The 14,575-nt window shown below is 69.0% G+C and carries 11 protein-coding genes; 10 read left to right on the top strand and 1 reads right to left on the bottom strand.

What is annotated here, in order from left to right:
• Positions 1-71: 71 nt before the first annotated feature.
• The gene (gene clpX / locus QCN29_RS22590; RefSeq protein ID WP_240138660.1) at positions 72-1,355 is read left to right on the top strand and encodes an ATP-dependent Clp protease ATP-binding subunit ClpX; all 1,284 of its coding nucleotides are present in this window, start codon (positions 72-74) and stop codon (positions 1,353-1,355) included.
• Positions 1,356-1,429: 74 nt separating this feature from the next.
• On the opposite strand, the gene QCN29_RS22585 is transcribed toward clpX, so the two are convergent.
• The gene (locus QCN29_RS22585; RefSeq protein WP_279930386.1) at positions 1,430-2,362 is read right to left on the bottom strand and encodes a hypothetical protein; all 933 of its coding nucleotides are present in this window, start codon (positions 2,360-2,362) and stop codon (positions 1,430-1,432) included.
• A gap of 137 nt (positions 2,363-2,499) precedes the next feature.
• Here QCN29_RS22585 and QCN29_RS22580 point away from each other — a divergent pair, with 137 nt between their 5' ends.
• The 9 genes from QCN29_RS22580 (at position 2,500) to rodA (ending at position 14,554) form a co-directional block, all read left to right on the top strand.
• The gene (locus tag QCN29_RS22580; RefSeq protein ID WP_240138658.1) at positions 2,500-5,124 is read left to right on the top strand and encodes a valine--tRNA ligase; all 2,625 of its coding nucleotides are present in this window, start codon (positions 2,500-2,502) and stop codon (positions 5,122-5,124) included.
• Positions 5,125-5,407: 283 nt separating this feature from the next.
• A complete protein-coding gene (gene folC / locus QCN29_RS22575; RefSeq protein WP_279930382.1) occupies positions 5,408-6,898 on the top strand; it encodes a bifunctional tetrahydrofolate synthase/dihydrofolate synthase in 1,491 nt (496 codons plus the stop codon).
• Positions 6,899-6,904: 6 nt separating this feature from the next.
• The gene (locus QCN29_RS22570) at positions 6,905-7,255 is read left to right on the top strand and encodes a DUF4233 domain-containing protein (protein ID WP_240138656.1); all 351 of its coding nucleotides are present in this window, start codon (positions 6,905-6,907) and stop codon (positions 7,253-7,255) included.
• A 190-nt stretch (positions 7,256-7,445) separates the two neighbouring features.
• Positions 7,446-7,859 carry a nucleoside-diphosphate kinase gene (gene ndk, locus QCN29_RS22565; RefSeq protein ID WP_240138655.1) on the top strand — a complete coding sequence of 138 codons (414 nt, stop codon included), beginning with the start codon at positions 7,446-7,448 and terminating at the stop codon, positions 7,857-7,859.
• 252 nt (positions 7,860-8,111) lie between these two features.
• Positions 8,112-9,131 carry a rod shape-determining protein gene (locus tag QCN29_RS22560; RefSeq protein ID WP_240138698.1) on the top strand — a complete coding sequence of 340 codons (1,020 nt, stop codon included), beginning with the start codon at positions 8,112-8,114 and terminating at the stop codon, positions 9,129-9,131.
• 143 nt (positions 9,132-9,274) lie between these two features.
• On the top strand, positions 9,275-10,327 hold the full coding sequence (gene mreC, locus QCN29_RS22555; protein ID WP_279930378.1) for a rod shape-determining protein MreC: 1,053 nt from the start codon (positions 9,275-9,277) through the stop codon (positions 10,325-10,327).
• Positions 10,328-10,340: 13 nt separating this feature from the next.
• Positions 10,341-11,006 (top strand): rod shape-determining protein MreD, encoded by a 666-nt coding sequence (mreD, locus tag QCN29_RS22550; RefSeq protein ID WP_279930377.1) that lies wholly within the window; start codon positions 10,341-10,343, stop codon positions 11,004-11,006.
• Between the two features lie 93 nt (positions 11,007-11,099).
• Positions 11,100-13,349, top strand: coding sequence for a penicillin-binding protein 2 (mrdA, locus tag QCN29_RS22545; RefSeq protein ID WP_279930376.1), 2,250 nt, complete (start codon positions 11,100-11,102; stop codon positions 13,347-13,349).
• Positions 13,349-14,554, top strand: coding sequence for a rod shape-determining protein RodA (rodA, locus tag QCN29_RS22540; protein ID WP_279930373.1), 1,206 nt, complete (start codon positions 13,349-13,351; stop codon positions 14,552-14,554). The genes mrdA and rodA overlap by 1 nt, the downstream gene beginning before the upstream one ends.
• The last annotated feature ends 21 nt before the right edge of the window (positions 14,555-14,575 follow it).

Genomic DNA, 14,575 nt, shown 5'->3' with positions numbered 1-14,575 from the left:
AGGTACCGTCGGATATGAGGCACCAGGAGCCGGCTGCACCAGCCCGCTCCCAGGCGAAGGGGAAGCACCTCGTGGCACGCATCGGTGATGGCGGCGATCTGCTCAAGTGCTCGTTCTGCGGGAAGAGCCAGAAGCAGGTGAAGAAGCTCATCGCAGGTCCCGGTGTGTATATCTGCGACGAGTGCATCGACCTCTGCAATGAGATCATCGAGGAGGAGCTCGCCGAGACCTCCGAAGTGCGCTGGGAGGAACTCCCCAAGCCGCGTGAGATCTACGAGTTCCTCGAGGGGTACGTCGTCGGGCAGGAGCCCGCCAAGAAGGCCCTCTCGGTCGCGGTCTACAACCACTACAAGCGTGTCCAGGCCGGTGAGAACGGCGGCCCGCAGGGCCGTGACGACGGCATCGAACTCGCCAAATCCAACATCCTGCTGCTCGGCCCCACGGGCTCCGGCAAGACGCTCCTCGCGCAGACCCTGGCCCGCATGCTGAACGTCCCCTTCGCCATCGCGGACGCCACCGCGCTCACCGAGGCGGGCTATGTCGGCGAGGACGTCGAGAACATCCTGCTGAAGCTGATCCAGGCCGCCGACTACGACGTCAAGAAGGCCGAGACGGGGATCATCTACATCGACGAGATCGACAAGGTCGCCCGTAAGAGCGAAAATCCGTCGATCACCCGGGATGTCTCCGGCGAGGGCGTCCAACAGGCCCTGCTGAAGATCCTGGAGGGCACCACCGCCTCCGTGCCCCCGCAGGGCGGCCGCAAGCACCCGCACCAGGAGTTCATCCAGATCGACACGACGAACGTCCTGTTCATCGTGGGCGGCGCGTTCGCCGGCCTGGAGAAGATCATCGAATCCCGTGCGGGCGCCAAGGGCATCGGCTTCGGCGCGACGATCCGCTCCAAGCGCGAGATCGAGGCCAGCGACCAGTTCCAGGAGGTCATGCCGGAGGACCTGGTCAAGTTCGGCATGATCCCGGAGTTCATCGGCCGCCTCCCGGTCATCACCTCCGTCCACAACCTCGACCGCGAGGCCCTTCTCAAGATCCTCGTCGAGCCGCGCAATGCGCTGGTCAAGCAGTACCAGCGCCTCTTCGAACTCGACGGCGTGGAACTCGACTTCGACCGCCCCGCCCTCGAAGCCATCGCCGACCAGGCCATCCTCCGCGGCACGGGCGCGCGCGGCCTGCGCGCCATCATGGAAGAGGTCCTGATGTCGGTGATGTACGAGGTGCCGTCCCGCAAGGACGTCGCACGGGTGGTCATCACGGCGGATGTGGTCCACAACAACGTGAACCCGACGCTGGTCCCACGGATCGTCAAGAACGACGGCCGCCACGAGAAGAGCGCATAGCGCAGCCCCGCTTTTCGCATGGGAAGGGCGCCCGGTCACCCCAGATGACCGGGCGCCCTTCGCATGCGGGCAGGTCACTGCTCGACGCGGATCTCCTTGCGGAGGCCGACCGTCACCTTGACCGCCGTGTCCTTGTCGACGTCCTTGGTGCGGTCACCGGGGGAGACCATCGCGATGGTGCTGTAGTCGGCCCAGGCACAGAACCAGTCCGTCTTGTCGTTTCCGGTGATCTGGTCCTTGCCCTGGGCCGCCTGGCACTTCATCAGGCCGTTGTCGAAGCCGTCGGGCGACACCGCGACCGGCTTCCCGACCAGCTTGGAGCCGTTCTTGCCGGCGGCCGCGTCCTTGCTGAGCCTGGCGAAGAAGGCGTCGAGCGCCTTCCCGGGGTCGGCGATCTTGCCGTAGGCGCCCACGAAGGTGATGCCCTTGGACGTCGCAAGGTCGGCGGGGGCGCTGCTGGGGTCCGAGGGGTCAAAGCCGGCCAGGTCCACAGTCGAGTACGCCCCGATGACCGAGGTGCCGTCCTGGATGCCGCTCTTGGCCATGTCCTCGGCGGCGCTGCCGTCGTTCGCGCCCGCGCCGTCGTCGGTGATGCGCTTGTACTCGCCGCCGAGGACCTTCTCCGGCGTCGCCAGCTTGTGCGGGCCGTCATCCGAGACGGACGAACTGCCGCCACCGCCGCTCATGAAGTAGTACGCCGCTCCGCCGATCACCGCGAGCGCCACCACTGCCGAGGCGACGATCAGGCCGGTCCTCCTCTTCGGGGCCGGCGGGGGCGGCACCGGGGCGCCGGGGTAGCCGGGCTGCTGGGGGAAGGGCGGCTGCTGCCCGTACTGCGGCTGGGCGTACGGGCCCGGCTGCTGCTGGGGGTGTCCGTAACCCGGCTGGGGCGGTCCGGCCGGGGGCTGCTGGGGGTAGCCGTAGCCGGGCTGCGGCGGCTGCTGGCCGTACGGCCCGGGCTGCTGCGGGGGCTGGCCGCCGTACGGGCCCGGCTGGTTGTAGCTCATGGTCTGGGTTCCCCTCCAGATGCTTACGTGGTGCGAACATCCTGGCGGAAGCCGCGGTCCCGCGCTTCGTCGGGGCCCACTCCGTTACCGAACATTCCCGTTTCAGTGCGAGCCCGTGACACCTCTAAACTGTGCCCGTGACCGAGAACTCATCGCAGCAGCCGCCAGCATCCGCCCCCGAACTGCCGACCCAGTACGCGCCGGCCGAGGTAGAGGGAGAGCTGTACGAGCGCTGGGTAGAGCGCGGTTACTTTGAGGCGGAGGCCAAGAGCGACAAGCCCCCGTACACCATCGTCATCCCGCCGCCGAACGTCACCGGCAGCCTCCACCTGGGGCATGCCTTCGAGCACACGCTGATCGACGCCCTCACCCGCCGGAAGCGGATGCAGGGCTACGAGGCGCTGTGGCAGCCCGGCATGGACCACGCCGGCATCGCCACGCAGAACGTCGTCGAGCGGGAGCTGGCCAAGGAGGGCAAGTCCCGGCACGACCTCGGCCGGGAGGCGTTCATCGAGCGCGTCTGGCAGTGGAAGGCGGAGTCCGGCGGGCAGATCTCGGGGCAGATGAAGCGCCTGGGCGACGGCGTCGCCTGGTCGCGTGAGCGCTTCACCATGGACGAGGGCCTGTCCAAGGCCGTCCAGACGATCTTCAAGAGGCTCTACGACGACGAGCTGATCTACCGCGCCGAGCGGATCATCAACTGGTGCCCGCGCTGTCTGACGGCCATCTCGGACATCGAGGTGGAGTACCAGGACGACGACGGCGAGCTGGTCTCGATCCGGTACGGCGAGGGCGAGGACTCCATCGTCGTCGCCACGACCCGCGCCGAGACGATGCTCGGCGACACGGCCGTCGCCGTCCACCCGGACGACGAGCGCTACCGGCATCTCGTCGGCAAGGAGATCGAACTGCCGCTCACCGGCCGCCGCATCCCCGTCGTCGCCGACGCCCATGTCGACCCCGAGTTCGGCACCGGCGCGGTCAAGGTCACCCCGGCCCACGACCCGAACGACTTCGAGATCGGCCAGCGCCACGGCCTGCCGAACCTCGCGGTCATGGACGAGCACGCGATCATCACGGTCCACGGCCCGTTCCAGGGTCTGGACCGGCTGGAGGCCCGCAGCGCCATCGTCGGCGCCCTGCGCGCCGAGGGCCGGATCGTCGCCGAGAAGCGGCCGTACACCCACTCCGTCGGCCACTGCTCCCGCTGCAAGACCACCATCGAGCCGCGGCTGTCCATGCAGTGGTGGGTCAAGGTCGGCCCGCTCGCCCGGGCCGCCGGCGACGCCGTGCGCGACGGCCAGGTCAAGATCCATCCGCAGGAGATGGAGAAGCGGTACTTTGACTGGGTCGACAATCTCCACGACTGGTGCATCTCGCGCCAGCTGTGGTGGGGCCACCGCATCCCGGTCTGGTACGGGCCGGACGGCGAGGTCGTCTGCGTCGGACCGGACGAGGAGCCCCCGTCCGGCGACGGCTGGACCCAGGAGACCGACGTCCTGGACACGTGGTTCTCCTCCGGCCTGTGGCCGTTCTCCACGCTCGGCTGGCCCGAGCAGACCGAGAGCCTGGCGAAGTTCTACCCGAACTCCGTCCTGGTCACCGGCTACGACATCCTCTTCTTCTGGGTCGCCCGGATGATGATGTTCGGCCTGTACGCGATGGACGGCACCCCGCCGTTCCACACCATCGCCCTGCACGGCATGGTCCGCGACCAGTTCGGCAAGAAGATGTCGAAGTCCTTCGGCAACGCGGTCAATCCGCTGGACTGGATGGACAAGTACGGCTCCGACGCGCTGCGCTTCACCCTCGCCCGCGGCGCCAACCCCGGCGTCGACGTCCCCATCGGCGAGGACTGGGTCCAGGGCTCCCGCAACTTCGCCAACAAGATCTGGAACGCCACCCGCTTCGCGCTGATGAACGGCGCGACCGTCGAGGGTCCGCTGCCCGGCCCGGAGCAGATGTCCGCCACGGACCGGTGGATCCTCTCCCGGCTCAACTCGGTCGTCGCCGAAGTGGACGCGTACTACGAGGACTACCAGTTCGCCAAGTTGTCCGAGACCCTGTTCCACTTCGCCTGGGACGAGGTCTTCGACTGGTACGTCGAGCTGTCCAAGACCACCTTCTTCGAGGGCGGCGAGCCGGCCCGGGTCTCCGGCCGGGTCCTCGGCGAGGTCCTGGACGTGATGCTGCGGCTGCTGCACCCGGTCGTCCCCTTCGTCACCGAGACGCTGTGGACCACGCTCACCGGGCAGGAGTCGGTCGTCATCGCCGACTGGCCGAGCGACGGCGGCTTCCGCGACCAGGCCGCCGAGCGCGAGATCGAGAACCTCCAGCAGGTGATCACCGAGGTCCGCCGCTTCCGCTCCGACCAGGGGCTGCAGCCCGGCCAGAAGGTCCCGGCCCGCCTCGATCTGTCCGGCACCGAGCTGGCAGCGCACGAGCCCGCCATCCGGCAGCTGCTGCGTCTCCAGCCCGAGGGCGAGGGCTTCCACGCCACGGCGACCCTGCCGGTCGCCGGCGCGGTCGTCGCGCTCGACCTCTCCGGGGCGATCGACGTCGCGGCGGAGCGCAAGCGGCTGACGAAGGACCTCGGCGCTGCCCAGAAGGAGAAGGCGCAGGCGCAGGCGAAGCTCGGCAACGAAGCCTTCCTGGCCAAGGCCCCGGACCAGGTCGTCGACAAGATCCGCACCCGGCTGGCCAAGGCCGAGGAGGACATCGAGCGCATCACCGCGCAGCTGGCGGCGCTGCCGCAGGCGTAGGGCGCAGCGATGAGGAGGCCCCGGGGCAACCCGGGGCCTCCTCGTCAGTGCACCTGCCCCCTGTGGATGAGCTCCTTCCCGTAACTGGGGGCAAGCCCCCGGACCCCTGGTACGGCCTTGGGCCGTGTCCTCAAGCGCCGGACGGGCTGGATTCTCGGTACGCACACGACCGCCCGGGTGCGCGGTCTGCGGCCGGGCCCGCCGCCTTGGTCGAACGTCCCGAAACGGACAGGGCGAACATCCTGTCGGCGGCGCCGCCGGCGGCCCTCCGTAGACTGACCCTGTGAGTGAGCAGCCGGACCCCTTCGACGAGATCGTCGACGCCGAGACAGACCGTGACCCCGACCTGGCGGTGATCGAGGCCGGCAGTCGCACCCTGCGCGCCCAGGCCGGTCCGCCGCAGGGTGACCCCGTTCCCGCGCGCCCCGCCGACCCGAAGGTGGACAAGGCCCTGCGCGAGGTCGAGGCCGAGCTGGCCACCCGCTGGGGCGAGACCAAGCTGGAGCCCTCGGTCACCCGGATCAAGGCCCTGATGGACGTGCTGGGCGAGCCCCAGCGCGCGTATCCGTCGATCCACATCACCGGGACGAACGGCAAGACGTCCACGGCCCGGATGATCGAGGCGCTGCTGGGCGCGTTCGAGCTGCGTACCGGCCGCTACACCTCGCCGCACGTCCAGTCGATCACCGAGCGGATCAGCCTGGACGGCGCGACGGTCGACGCCGAGCGTTTCATCGAGACCTACCACGACATCAAGCCGTATGTGGAGATGGTCGACTCCTCCCAGGACTACCGGCTCTCCTTCTTCGAAGTCCTCACCGGAATGGCGTACGCGGCCTTCGCCGACGCGCCCGTCGACGCGGCGGTCGTCGAGGTCGGCATGGGCGGCAGCTGGGACGCCACCAACGTGATCGACGCGGCGGTCGCGGTCGTCACGCCCATCGACCTGGATCACACCGACCGGCTCGGCGACACGCCGTCCGAGATCGCCGGCGAGAAGGCGGGCGTCATCAAGGAGGGCGCGACGGTCATCCTGGCGCAGCAGCCGGTGGACGCCGCGCAGGTGCTGCTGAAGAAGGCCGTGGAGGCGGACGCGACCGTAGCCCGCGAGGGCATGGAGTTCGGTGTGCTCTCCCGTGAGGTCGCCGTCGGCGGGCAACTGCTGACGCTGCGCGGGCTCGGCGGGGAGTACTCGGACGTCTTCCTGCCGCTGTACGGGGCCCACCAGGCGCACAACGCGGCGGTGGCGCTGGCCGCGGTCGAGGCGTTCTTCGGCATCGGCGCGGGCCAGGCGCGGGCGCTGGATGTGGACGTCATCCGGCGGGCGTTCGCCTCGGTGGCCTCGCCCGGGCGGCTCGAGGTCGTCCGGCGCAGCCCGACCGTGGTCCTGGACGCGGCGCACAACCCGGCGGGGGCGCGGGCGGCCGCGGAGGGCATCCAGGAGTCGTTCGACTTCTCCCGGCTGATCGGCGTCGTGGGCACCAGCGGCGACAAGGATGTGAAGGGGCTGCTCGAAGCATTTGAGCCGATCCTCGCGGAGGTCGTCGTCACACAGAACTCCACCCATCGCGCGATGGACGCGGACGCGCTGGCGGCGATCGCGGTGGAGGTCTTCGGAGACGAGCGGGTCGTCGTCGAACCGCGGCTGGACGACGCGCTGGAGGCGGCGATCACCCTGGCGGAGGAGGAGTCGGAGTTCGCCGGCGCGGGCGTCCTGGTGACCGGCTCGGTGATCACGGTCGGCGAGGCGCGGCTGCTGCTGGGGAAGGGCTGAGATCCGGTGCGTACGCTCTGTGCATCCACGTTGATCGGCGAGTTCTTTGTGATCGGGTTCGCCGGTCTGGTGGCGATGAAGTCCGACGACCTGACGATGACCGCCGTGTGGACGGTCTGCGGCGTCGGGATGCTGTTCTCGCTGCTCCTGTGCGGCATGATCACCCGCCCGGGCGGGGTCCAGCTGGGCTGGGCCCTGCAGATCGCGCTTATCGTCAGCGGCTTCCTCATCCCCGCGATGTTCTTCCTCGGGGCAGTCTTCGCGGGCCTGTGGTGGGCGTCGATCCACTACGGCCGGCAGATCGACGCGGCCAAGGCCCGCTGGGCGTCCCAGCAGCCCGAGGGGTCGCACAACTGAGCCTCGCCGGCGATTGAGGCGCGGGGGTCCGGGGGCGGACCCCCGCACGGGGCCCGGGGCGGAGACCCAGTCCGGGATATGGGTCCCGGCCCCGCACCCCAGGGCCTCGCGGGGAGGGGTGCGGGAAGGCGCCCCCGCCACCCCCTGTAACCTCAGGACACCGCACACGCACGCCTGCTAGGAGCCGTACATGACCCAGCGCACCCTCGTCCTCCTCAAGCCCGACGCCGTGCGGCGCAGGCTCATCGGTGAGATCATCGGGCGTATCGAGGCCAAGGCGGGCTGGGCTGTCACCGCGCTTGAGATGCGTGAGCTGGACCAGGAGACGCTGGAGCTGCACTACGGCGAGCACAAGGGCAAGCCCTTCTACGAGCCGCTCGTCGAGTTCATGTCCTCCGGCCCCGTCGTGGCGCTCGTCGTCGAGGGCGAGCGGGTCATCGAGGGGCTGCGCCGGCTCGCCGGGCCCACCGATCCGATCGCCGCCGAGCCCGGCTCCATCCGCGGCGACTTCGGCACCATCGTCCGGGAGAACCTGATCCACGCCTCGGACTCCGAGGAGTCCGCCATTCGTGAGCTGAAAATTTTCTTCCCCGGCCTTTCCTGATCAGCCGTCAGCCATACAGCGCTCAGATCCTGGGGCGACCGAAGGAATTCGGTCGCCCCCTGGCATATGAAACGCAATTTCGGGAACGGTTCGCCAAGACACCTCGTCACCTATACAGAGGTGGACCACCGAGCCGTGTCCGTGCAGGCGGCACTACGATGTAAGCCTCACGCCACAGCACCCACCTCGCCGTCCTAAAAAGCCATCAACGCTCGATTTGGGAAGGCCAGACGCATCCTCATGGGGAACAACATGTCGTTCATCGGCCGTGACATGGCTGTCGACCTCGGGACCGCCAACACGCTGGTGTACGTCAGGGGCCGGGGGATCGTCCTCAACGAGCCGTCCGTCGTCGCCATCAACACCAACACGGGCGGCATCCTCGCGGTCGGCGCCGAGGCGAAGAAGATGATCGGCCGGACACCGGGCAACATCGTTGCCGTCCGGCCGTTGAAGGACGGCGTCATCGCCGACTTCGAGATCACCGAGCGGATGCTCCGCTACTTCATCCTGAAGATCCACAAGCGCCGGTACCTCGCCCGGCCGCGTGTCGTCGTCTGTGTGCCCTCCGGCATCACCGGCGTCGAGCGCCGCGCGGTCATCGAGGCGTCGACGCAGGCGGGCGCCAGACAGGTGCACATCATCGAGGAGCCGATGGCGGCCGCCATCGGCTCCGGACTCCCGGTCCATGAGGCCACCGGCAATATGGTCGTCGACATCGGCGGCGGCACCACGGAAGTCGCCGTCATCTCGCTCGGCGGAATCGTCACAGCACAGTCCATCCGCGTCGCCGGCGATGAGCTGGACAACGCGATCATCCAGCACATCAAGAAGGAGTACTCCCTCCTGCTCGGCGAGCGGACGGCCGAGAGCATCAAGATCACCATCGGCTCCGCCTATGACATGGACCAGGACGAACACACCGAGATCCGCGGCAGGGACCTGGTCTCCGGGCTCCCCAAGACCGTCGTCATCTCGGCAGCCGAGGTCCGCAAGGCCATCGAGGAACCGGTCAACGCGATCGTCGACGCCGTGAAGACCACCCTCGACAAGTGCCCGCCGGAACTCTCCGGCGACGTCATGGACCGCGGCATCGTGCTCACCGGCGGCGGTGCGCTGCTGCGCGGACTGGACGAACGGCTCCGCCGGGAGACCGGGATGCCCATCCACATCGCCGAGGACCCGCTCGACTCCGTGGCCCTCGGCTCGGGCAAGTGCGTCGAGGAGTTCGAAGCGCTGCAGCAGGTGCTGGACGCCCAGCCCCGCCGCTGACCGTCCCCCGAACGGCCGCATAAGGTTCCCCCTGGGTCTCAAGGACCCGGGGGGACCCCCCGTATGGGGGCCTGCCAACCCACACGGCCCATCGTTGACACAGAGACACCGATATTCCTACGAGGAAGGCACGGCCGCCGCACGTGAGGGACACACGAGAGAGCCGGCTGCTCCTGGTTCTGCTGGTCGCCACCGCGTTCGCACTGATCACGGTGGACATCCGCGGCGGCGAGGAGTCACCCGTCGACGGCGCCCGGCAGGCCGCCGCCGCGGTCTTCGGCCCGGTGGAGAAGGGCGTCGCGGCCGCCGTCGGCCCCGTCGGCAACGCCATCGGGGCCGTACGGGACTCCGGTGAGCGGCACGACCGCATCAGCGAACTGGAGCGGGAGAACATCCTGCTGAGACAGAAGCTCGGCAGTGACGAGCGCACCAAGAGCAGGGTGCAGCAGCTCGACAAGCTCCTCAGGACGGCCGGAGCCGGCCAGTACGGCATCAAGGGCGCCGAAGTCATCGCCATAGGAGCAGCCCAGGGCTTCTCCTGGACCGTCACGATCGACGCCGGCTCACGCGACGGCATCGAGCGCGACATGACCGTGCTCAACGGCGACGGGCTCGTCGGCCGGGTCACCACCGTCGGCCCCGACACCGCCACCGTGCTGCTCGCCAGCGACCCGGACTTCACCGTCGGCACCCGGATGGAGAGCACCGACGAACTCGGCTTCGCCACCGGCCAGGGCGACCGCCCCCTCTCCGTCCAACTCCTCAACGGCAAGGCCAAGGTCAAGAAGGGCGACCGGCTCGTCACCTTCGGCTCCCAGGCGGGCAAGCCGTTTGTGCCGGGAGTGCCGGTGGGCGAGGTCGTCCGCGTCGATCCTTCCGGCGGAGCCCTCACCCGAAACATCTACGTCCGCCCATTCGCCGCCTTCACCAAGCTCGACGTCGTCGGCGTCGTGGTCAAGGCGCCGCGCAGCGACCCGCGGGACACGGTCCTGCCGCCCAAGCCCGCCAAGCCCAAGCCGACGCCCACCGTCACGGTCACCGTCACAGCCGACCCGGACGCCGCGGACGGCCAAGCCCAGGGCGACGGCCAAGCCCAGGGCGACGGTCAGGCCGACGGCGACGGTCAGGCCGACGGCGCACTCGACGGCCAGTTCGAAGGCCGCCGCGACGGCCAGTTCGACGACACGCAGCAGTAGGAGCTGATCCGCCATGCGCTTCAACCGGATGCTGCTCTCCACGACCCTCGTCGTGGTCGCCCTCGTCATCCAGGTCTCGATCCTCGCCCGCCTCCAGCTTCCCGGCGCGGTCCCCGACCTGCTGCTGCTGACCGTCCTCGGACTCGCCTTCGTCTACGGCCATCTGGCGGGCGCGTTCATCGGCTTCGGCGCCGGGCTGCTGGCCGACCTCGCCCCGCCCGCAGACCACGCCGCCGGCCGCTACGCGCTCGTGCTGTGCGTCATCGGCTATCTCGCGGGGCTGGTACGACCCGAGAACGGCCAGCTCAAGTCGGCCGCCGCGCCCATGGCCGCCGTCGTCGCCGCCGCGCTCGGCTCCACCCTCCTCTACTCCGGCGTCGGCGCGCTCGTCGGCGACACCGCGGCCCGCCATGTCGGCCTGGGCAGCCTGCTGCTCAGCGCCGCGATCTACGATCTGCTGCTCGCTCCGTTCACCGTGCCGTTGATCATGGCCCTGGCCAGACGCGCGGACAACGACCCGCTCGCCGAGTCCCAGAGCGGCGCCCAGGACGTCTCCAAGGGCTGGCTCTCCTCCGGCACCGGGCTGCGCATCGGCGGCCAGCGGGGCGGACTGCGAGTCAAGACGGCCCGTACGCGCGCCACCCGCGCCGGGCGCATCAAGGGAGTCAAGCGGCTGTGACCACGCAAGCCGACACGACCGGGACCGAGCGGACACGAACACGGATGCCAGCGCGAGGGCGGATCGGAACGGGAACATGACAGAGGGGGCAACGTGAGCAACATCCCCGAGACCGGGCGGACCCCCCGAGTCCAGATCCGGCTCGTCATCATCCAGGTACTCGTCTTCTCCCTCCTCTTCACCCTCGGCGGCAGGCTCTGGTACCTCCAGATCCGCAACGGCGACGAGTTCACGGACGAGGCGAAGAGCAACCACGTCCAGCGGGTCGTGCAGCCGGCCGTCCGCGGCTCCATCCTCGACTCCCGCGGCGTGCCCCTCGCCGACAACGAGACCCGTCTCGTCGTCTCGGCCTCCCGCACCGAGCTGATGAAGATGAAGGACGACGGCAAGGCCGTCCTCACCCGGCTGGCCGGAGTCCTCGGGATGACGCCGAAAGAGGTCATGGACAAGGTCCGCCTCTGCAACAACGAGACCCCGCAGCCCTGCTGGAACGGCTCCCCGTACCAGCCCATCCCGGTCACCGACGAGGCCACCACCCAACAGGCCCTGCAGATCCGCGAACGCGCCGAGGACTTCCCCGGCATCACCGCGGAACCCACCGCCGTACGCCGCTACCCCGCGCCCGGCAAGGCCAACACCGCACAGGTCCTCGGCTATCTCTCCCCAGTCACCGACGAGGAGATCGAGAAGGCCAAGGACGGCGACTCGCCCTTCCTCCGCTCCGACCAGGTCGGCCGCTCCGGCCTGGAGCGCACCTACGACCAGGAGCTGCGCGGCAAGGCCGGAGTGACCTCGTACGAGGTCGACAAGCTCGGCCGCGTCATGGGGCAGACCCAGGCCGAACCCGCCAGGCCCGGCTCCAACGTCATCACCAGCATCGACGCCCAGGTGCAGCGGGTGGCCGAGTACGAGCTGAACGAGGCGATGAAGACCGCCCGCAAGGAGACCGACAAGGTCACCGGCCGCAAGTACGAGGCCGACTCGGGCGCCGTCGTCGTGCTCGAATCCAAGACCGGCCGGGTCGTCGCCATGGCCTCCAACCCCACCTACGACCCCAACGCCTGGGTCGGCGGCATCTCCGGCAAGGACTACGCCAAGCTCACCGGCGACGGCTCCAACTACCCGCTGCTCAACCGCGCCATCCAGGGACAGGCGGCCCCCGGCTCCATCTTCAAGGTGGTGTCCGCGAGCGCCGCAGTCCGGGCCGGCTACGACTTCGACGGCAGCTACAACTGCTCCAGCTCCTACAGCCTCGGCGGCCAGGTCTTCCGGAACTTCGAATCCCGCGGCTACGGGCCCATCAGCCTCGGCCGGGCGCTGGAAGTCTCCTGCAACACCGTCTTCTACGCGCTGGGCCACAAGGAGTGGCAGCGCGACGGGGGCAACAAGCCCAAGAAGAACCCCGGAGACTGGTTCTACAAGACCGCCCACGACTTCGGCCTCGGCGCCAAGACCGGCGTCGACCTGCCCAACGAGGTCAGCGGCCGGATCCCGGACCGCCAGTGGAAGAAGGACTTCTGGAAGGCCAACAAGGACATCTGGTGCAAGACGGGGAAGAAGGACGGCAGCTACGCCGAGAAGATCGCCTATGAGAACTGCCTCGAAGGCAACCGGCTGAAGGCGGGCGACAGCATCAACTACGCCATCGGCCAGGGCGACATCCTCGTCACCCCCCTCCAGATGGCCGTCATCTACTCGTCCATCAGCAACGGCGGCACCCTCTACGACCCCACCGTCGGCAAGGCCGTCATCAGCGCCGACGGCAAGCACATCAAGGAGATCAAGCCCAAGTCCCACGGAAAGCTGCCGATAGACGCAGAGACCGTCGGCAAGCTGGACAAGGCGCTCCGCTCCGTCGTGGAGAGCGGCACCGCCTCCTGGCGCTTCCAGGGCTGGCCGCAGGACAAGATCCCGATGCACGCCAAGACCGGCACCGCCCAGGTCTACGGCAAGCAGACCACCTCGTGGTTCGCCACCTACACCGACGACTACACCATCGTGATGACGATCTCCCAGGGCGGCACCGGCTCCGGCGCGTCAGGACCGGCCGTGCGCAATATCTACGAGGCGATGTACGGCCTCGACGAGGAAGGCAACCAGGACCTGAGCAAGGCCCTGCTGCCCAAGCCCCGGACGGCCCTGCCCAAGATCCAGCCCGACGGGACGATCGACGCCCCGAAGATCAGGCCGTACGAGCCCGAGAAGGCCGAGGACGCCGAACAGCCCGAGGACGCGGACGGCGAGGAACAACAGCCCGACGCCCCCGACGCCGAGCCCGACACAGGTGAACAGGATCCGGGCGACGACCTGCTGGCCGGCCCGCCGGGACGGAGGCAGCCCTGATGCCTACCGGCGCCAAGAGCTTCTCCGTCTCCGGCTACGGACCCGACCGGGCCGGAATGTGGCACCGCGTCACCGCCCGCGACTCGGTGATGCGCCGCCTCGACTGGCCGCTGCTGCTCTCCTCGCTCATGCTGTCGTTCATCGGCGCCCTGCTGGTCTGGTCCGCGACCCGCAACCGCACGGAGCTCAACCAGGGAGACCCCTACTACTTCCTCTTCCGGCACGCCCTCAACAGCGGCATCGGCGTGGCGCTCATGATCGCCACCGTCTGGCTGGGGCACCGCACGCTGCGCGGCGCAGTCCCCGTGCTGTACGGGATCTCCGTCGTCCTCGTCCTGCTGGTCCTCACCCCCCTGGGCGCCACGATCAACGGCGCCCACGCATGGATCGTCATCGGCGGAGGCTTCTCCCTCCAGCCGTCCGAATTCGTCAAGATCACCATCATTCTGGGGATGGCGATGCTGCTCGCCGCCCGTGTGGACGCGGGCGACCACCCCTACCCCGACCACCGTGTGGTCGCCAAGTCCCTGGGCCTGGCGGCCATCCCGATGGCCATCGTGATGCTGATGCCCGACCTCGGCTCCGTGATGGTGATGGCTGTGATCGTCCTCGGGGTGCTGCTGGCCTCCGGGGCGTCCAACCGCTGGGTCCTCGGCCTGTTGGGCGCGGGAGTCCTCGGAGCCGTACTCGTCGCCGTGCTCGGCCTGCTCGACGAGTACCAGATCAACCGCTTCGCGGCCTTCGCCAACCCCGAACTCGACCCCGCGGGCGTCGGCTACAACACCAACCAGGCGCGGATCGCCATCGGCTCCGGCGGGCTGCTGGGCACCGGACTGTTCAAGGGCTCCCAGACCACCGGACAGTTCGTGCCGGAGCAGCAGACCGACTTCGTGTTCACCGTGGCGGGCGAGGAGCTCGGTTTTGTCGGGGCGGGCTTCATCCTGTTCCTGCTCGGTGTGGTGCTGTGGCGCGCCTGCCGCATCGCCCGCGAGACGACCGAGCTGTACGGCACGATCGTCGCCGCCGGGATCATCGCCTGGTTCGCGTTCCAGTCGTTCGAGAACATCGGAATGACGCTGGGGATCATGCCGGTGGCCGGGCTGCCGCTGCCGTTCGTGTCCTACGGGGGCTCGTCGATGTTCGCCGTCTGGGTGGCGATCGGACTCCTCCAGTCGATCAGAGTGCAGAAACCGATAACGGCATAGCCCGGCTCCGACGCCAGGTGG

The sequence above is a fragment of the Streptomyces chengmaiensis genome, from assembly GCF_029846775.1.
Taxonomy (GTDB): Bacteria; Actinomycetota; Actinomycetes; order Streptomycetales; family Streptomycetaceae; genus Streptomyces; species Streptomyces chengmaiensis.
Note: the sequence above shows the minus strand (reverse complement) of the source record. Positions and strands in the feature narration are given on the sequence as shown.

Excerpts from the sequence above, each read along its gene's own strand:
- QCN29_RS22585 (WP_279930386.1), bottom strand. The coding sequence starts at position 2,362 with ATGAGCTACAACCAGCCGGGCCCGTACGGCGGCCAGCCCCCGCAGCAG.
- ndk (WP_240138655.1), top strand. The coding sequence starts at position 7,446 with ATGACCCAGCGCACCCTCGTCCTCCTCAAGCCCGACGCCGTGCGGCGC.
- QCN29_RS22560 (WP_240138698.1), top strand. The coding sequence starts at position 8,112 with ATGTCGTTCATCGGCCGTGACATGGCTGTCGACCTCGGGACCGCCAAC.
- mreD (WP_279930377.1), top strand. The coding sequence starts at position 10,341 with ATGCGCTTCAACCGGATGCTGCTCTCCACGACCCTCGTCGTGGTCGCC.
- rodA (WP_279930373.1), top strand. The coding sequence starts at position 13,349 with ATGCCTACCGGCGCCAAGAGCTTCTCCGTCTCCGGCTACGGACCCGAC.